Annotated in this window: 8 protein-coding genes; 4 read left to right on the top strand and 4 right to left on the bottom strand. The window is 34.0% G+C overall.

Annotation, left to right across the window (positions count from 1 at the left end; translation table 11 throughout):
* The first annotated feature begins 166 nt into the window (after positions 1–166).
* On the top strand, positions 167–604 hold the full coding sequence (locus tag BHE89_RS10780; RefSeq protein ID WP_069367760.1) for a universal stress protein: 438 nt from the start codon (positions 167–169) through the stop codon (positions 602–604).
* Positions 605–693: 89 nt separating this feature from the next.
* On the opposite strand, the gene eco is transcribed toward BHE89_RS10780, so the two are convergent.
* Entirely contained in the window at positions 694–1,185 is a 492-nt protein-coding gene (gene eco / locus BHE89_RS10775) for a serine protease inhibitor ecotin (protein ID WP_077885090.1), read from the bottom strand.
* Positions 1,186–1,437: 252 nt separating this feature from the next.
* Between eco and BHE89_RS10770 the strand changes: the two genes are divergently transcribed.
* A complete protein-coding gene (locus BHE89_RS10770; RefSeq protein WP_069367758.1) occupies positions 1,438–1,653 on the top strand; it encodes a DUF465 domain-containing protein in 216 nt (71 codons plus the stop codon).
* 109 nt (positions 1,654–1,762) lie between these two features.
* Positions 1,763–2,002, top strand: a complete 240-nt coding sequence (locus BHE89_RS10765) for a YecH family metal-binding protein (protein ID WP_069367757.1) — start codon at positions 1,763–1,765, stop codon at positions 2,000–2,002.
* Between the two features lie 116 nt (positions 2,003–2,118).
* On the opposite strand, the gene BHE89_RS25580 is transcribed toward BHE89_RS10765, so the two are convergent.
* Entirely contained in the window at positions 2,119–2,259 is a 141-nt protein-coding gene (locus BHE89_RS25580) for a DinI-like family protein (RefSeq protein WP_286146072.1), read from the bottom strand.
* Positions 2,260–2,542: 283 nt separating this feature from the next.
* Between BHE89_RS25580 and BHE89_RS10755 the strand changes: the two genes are divergently transcribed.
* The gene (locus BHE89_RS10755; RefSeq protein WP_128860468.1) at positions 2,543–2,893 is read left to right on the top strand and encodes a nitrous oxide-stimulated promoter family protein; all 351 of its coding nucleotides are present in this window, start codon (positions 2,543–2,545) and stop codon (positions 2,891–2,893) included.
* Here BHE89_RS10755 and BHE89_RS10750 read toward each other — a convergent pair.
* Together BHE89_RS10750 and BHE89_RS10745 are read right to left on the bottom strand one after the other, a co-directional pair.
* A complete protein-coding gene (locus BHE89_RS10750) occupies positions 2,871–3,428 on the bottom strand; it encodes a GNAT family N-acetyltransferase (protein ID WP_069367755.1) in 558 nt (185 codons plus the stop codon). The genes BHE89_RS10755 and BHE89_RS10750 overlap by 23 nt on opposite strands.
* An 81-nt stretch (positions 3,429–3,509) precedes the next feature.
* The gene (locus BHE89_RS10745; protein WP_128860467.1) at positions 3,510–4,025 is read right to left on the bottom strand and encodes a bactofilin family protein; all 516 of its coding nucleotides are present in this window, start codon (positions 4,023–4,025) and stop codon (positions 3,510–3,512) included.
* Between the last annotated feature and the right edge of the window lie 167 nt (positions 4,026–4,192).

The raw sequence follows: 4,192 nt of genomic DNA, 5'->3' as shown, positions 1-4,192 counted from the left end.
CATTATATTATTAATATTATTTTAGACCGTTTTCAACTTTTCATACTTAATAATGTAAAGCAGTAAATAATCATTCTCACTCTTATTTAAAACACAGATCACAGCTATTTTTTACCATTAAGCGATAATGGTAAATATTTTAAACTAACGCTAAGTGAGGTTTGTAATGTATAAGAAAATACTAGTTCCCATTGATATTTTAGAAGATGAACTTTCTCAGGAACTGATCACTCACATTGAACAAATAGCAAAGGTGGGTAAACCTGAGATCCACTTCCTCACCGTTATTCCTAATGCTGAACTTTTCTTTGGTATCGAGTTTGCAGCTATTCCTGAAAAATTCAAAGATTCATCAGAACGTACTCGCCTTGCTTTTGTTGCACTACAAGAAATGATTAAAGATGCAGAAATTCCTGATGAGCAAATTAAATGTAATGTTGGTGTCGGTAACGCAAAAGATGAAATTTTAGAATATGCCCGCCACATTGATGCGGATTTAATTGCGATTGCGTCACATAGACCTAATGTTTCCTCCTACTTATTAGGCTCAACGGCATCAGCAATTGTACGCCATGCCAAAATGTCAGTTTTAGTTATACGCTAATATATAGCTTAAATAGCAATAAAGCCCTTTGTCTCAACAACAAAGGGCTTTTTAGTAAAACGATAATCTATCCTAAATAGGGTTAATTATTATTTTTTAACTGAATCTTGAGTCGTCTCGGCCGCTGACCAAATACGATATTTCACATCAACATCTTTTGGTGTATAGACAACGATAGGTAATTTACTGTTATAACGGATAAAGGCATCTGAACCCATATTTGCCTGTACAAAAGCATCTTTTTTCGTATTGTCAGCACATCCCATCATTGTTGACATTGGACCATTCAAATCGCCAACAACATAATAGCTATAACCCCAACCTTCTAAATTCTTTTCATCTAATTTCGCACCGAACCACTGATGGTTGCAATCTACTTTAAGTTCTTTACCAATAATTAATTCAACTTGGTAATTGCTTTCATTATCTTTTTTCTCTAACTCGATAACATGACGAACTTGATTTTCTTGAGCCTTAGGATAAGGTGCAACTTTATCTAAACTGTCGGTAGCTTGTGCGCAGGCAGACAAAGACATTGCTGCGACTAAAGATAATATTACTTTGTTCATCACTCTCTCCATTTTTACAGCAAACCTTTCGCTGTTAATAAAATTAGTCAGATGTTTTTATTACTTATCATCTGAATACTAATATTTTTAGTACCTGAATGCTAACATCTTAGTAAATAATACTATGAGTGGATAATTCTGAATGTTTTAAAAAGAAAAATCACGTTTTTTCATGAAATGTAAATTTGTGATGCATCACCGTGCAGATAAGCTATCTATGATTATACTGAAATAGAGACCCAATTTCTTTTCATAGGAGGTTATATGTTCTCAGATCAACAATCCCTTGTTTCTCAATTAAGAAATAGTGATCCTCGCTTTGAAGCTCTCTACGATAAACATCATCGACTCGATCAAGAAATTGCTAAATTAGAAGGTCCTAACGGAGCTGGTTATAATGATGAAGTTGCCAAACTAAAAAAAGAAAAGCTTCATCTTAAAGATGAAATGCAAAAAATACTTCAACGACTTGAAAAATAAGGCTCTTTTTAAGCGATGATATAATATCATCGCTTTTTATGATTAAAAACAAAGATATCGCCCTATAAAGATGCATAATAAATATATCTTTTATTTTTAGGGGCTCAATATGTCATCAATACATGGTCATGAAGTTTTACAAATGATCCTTTCTTCAGAGACTGCATTTACTAAAATATCGCTGATTGAGGCTATCCATAAACAATTCGGCAATCACTCACGTTTTCATACTTGCTCAGCTGAGAATATGACAGCAACTGAACTAGTTGATTTCTTAGAAAGGAAAGGTAAATTTATTCCTGCTGAAGGGGGATTTACAACGAGTGAAAACAAGATCTGTCACCATTGATATTTAAAGCTCGATTGCCAGTGATTTCCTTTTCTATAGTATTGGCTTTTTATATAAATAAGTAAAAAGCAATGTGTTCTGACAATCGTAATGACTTTATTTACATTTATGGCATTTTATTCATCGTCTGTTTGCAACCAACCATCATCTTCCCAAACACTTTGAATAAGCTCCATTATGTGTTCATGCTTTGTTTCATCTTTTATACCCGTAACTTGAATCGAGTTCATGCTACTAAAGGCGATACGAAACTGCATATCTGGATATTCTGGAATGATCTTTTTTCTTAGTTCGTGTTCTAAGAGCGGAAATAATGAGTCGGTTTATCTTAGATTGTTTATTAAATAAAATTTCCACACGCATTGGTTTCACCATTTGAAGGCAAATAAACTGTATATAAATACAGTATTCTATTCTAAGAAAAAAGAAAAGTCTTTTTGATAAATTTTTTATCATTACGCACTAAATAATGTTTTAGCGTCTCTATCTGCTTAATGATAAAATGCATAATAAATGCAACATTTAATAAGAGAGAAAGCTATGTCAGGAAAAAGAATTAATCGCGAGAAAAAAACCAATTCAAAAATGGTTCGCCTTTATGCTCATTCGCATCCTGAAGCTGACTCAGATTATTATCAACAATTAATCAATTATTCCTATAATCGATTAGATAAATGTCGCTATGGTGAAGACAAGCCAGCCTGCAAACAATGTCCTATTCATTGTTATCAACCCACTAAAAGAGAAACGATGAAACAAATCATGCGTTGGGCTGGTCCACGAATGTTAATTTACCATCCAATCTTAGCAATACGCCATCTTATTGATGATAGAAAACCCGTTCCTCCACTTCCTGAAAAAAAACGCACTATTCGTTCGACTGAAAAGTAAAATCAGATTTCTTCATGCGGTATAAAACATGCTCAGCTAGTGGATGTGTTTTTTCTAATGCTGGATGAAAGAAATTATCAGACTGATGCATACCTAGTTTTTGCATTACACCTTGAGATGGAAGATTTGACATTGCGGTAAAAGCAACAACCTCGTCTAACGCCAATATTTCAAAAGCAAATTTAAATACTGCTAAAGCCGCTTCGTAGGTATAACCTTTTCGCCAAAATTTCTTTGCAATTCGCCAACCAATTTCTACACAGGGATTAAATGGCAAAGGTGCTACGGGAATATTTAACCCAACAAAACCAATAAACTCTTGAGTTTCTTTTAATTCAACGGCCCACATTCCCCATCCGTTTTGTTGAATAAATTTTTCACGAATAATCTCAACCATATTATCACTTTCCAATTGAGATAAAGTGCAAGGAAAATAGCGCATCACTTCAGGTGAAGAATTGATTTCAGAAAAAAATGGCGCTTTATCACTTTCACGCCATTCTCTTAAGTGCAGTCTGGGAGTATCTAAATTCATCGTTATTCTCTGTTTATATAAAATAAAGACAATAGCGATAAAATAGGATAAATAACGAACAATGAAAAGAAAAATGGTACTTTATTTTTTATTTTCTTTTAGATGATTTTCTACGGGAGCAACAACTTTATCTTTATTTGCATTAGCGCTTTCTTTTATTGAAACAACGCGTTGTTGGGCTACTGACTTTGCTTGATGTTCAACTTGTTCTGATTGCCCAGTAAAAATACCGCCACGCTTAATTGACATACTGCCACAACGACTAGTCCCACGTAACTCACCGTGTTCTAAGATATCTAAATTATTTGCAGCACAGATGCCTTTTACAAAACCATCAATAATAATATCAGGTGCTGTTAATTCGCCTTCAACTTGTCCTGCATGCATAACACGAATAACACCATCTTTGACATTAATATTACCCGCGACTTTACCCCAAATTTGGATGTCGCCTTCAACATTAATATCGCCTTGGAATACCGTTCCTTTTGCAATAATCGTGTATAGTTTTTGCTCTGGCATCGGTTTTTTCTCTTCTGTTATTACTGGTGCAACAGGCTCTATTGCTTTTGGTGTTTCAGTTTTACGACTAAACATAGCAGCTTTTTTTAACCTCAACGTCATAGAATAAATAATAATGCTAAAAATTAGGATTAGAATAATCAAAAACTCACCAGCCATCTGATAACGCCAAAAAGGCAATTAAGGCAAGAGTCCAAATTATCCATATCCCGCTAAATATAATGTTTCTCAGTGTTCGCTTA

This window comes from Shigella sp. FC1967 (genome assembly GCF_001743005.1).
Classification (GTDB): domain Bacteria; phylum Pseudomonadota; class Gammaproteobacteria; order Enterobacterales; family Enterobacteriaceae; genus Proteus.
This window is presented reverse-complemented; position numbering and strand designations above follow the sequence as displayed.

Excerpts from the sequence above, each read along its gene's own strand:
- BHE89_RS10765 (WP_069367757.1), top strand. The coding sequence starts at position 1,763 with ATGTCATCAATACATGGTCATGAAGTTTTACAAATGATCCTTTCTTCA.
- BHE89_RS10780 (WP_069367760.1), top strand. The coding sequence starts at position 167 with ATGTATAAGAAAATACTAGTTCCCATTGATATTTTAGAAGATGAACTT.
- BHE89_RS10755 (WP_128860468.1), top strand. The coding sequence starts at position 2,543 with ATGTCAGGAAAAAGAATTAATCGCGAGAAAAAAACCAATTCAAAAATG.
- eco (WP_077885090.1), bottom strand. The coding sequence starts at position 1,185 with ATGGAGAGAGTGATGAACAAAGTAATATTATCTTTAGTCGCAGCAATG.
- BHE89_RS25580 (WP_286146072.1), bottom strand. The coding sequence starts at position 2,259 with ATGCAGTTTCGTATCGCCTTTAGTAGCATGAACTCGATTCAAGTTACG.
- BHE89_RS10745 (WP_128860467.1), bottom strand. The coding sequence starts at position 4,025 with ATGTTTAGTCGTAAAACTGAAACACCAAAAGCAATAGAGCCTGTTGCA.
- BHE89_RS10770 (WP_069367758.1), top strand. The coding sequence starts at position 1,438 with ATGTTCTCAGATCAACAATCCCTTGTTTCTCAATTAAGAAATAGTGAT.
- BHE89_RS10750 (WP_069367755.1), bottom strand. The coding sequence starts at position 3,428 with ATGAATTTAGATACTCCCAGACTGCACTTAAGAGAATGGCGTGAAAGT.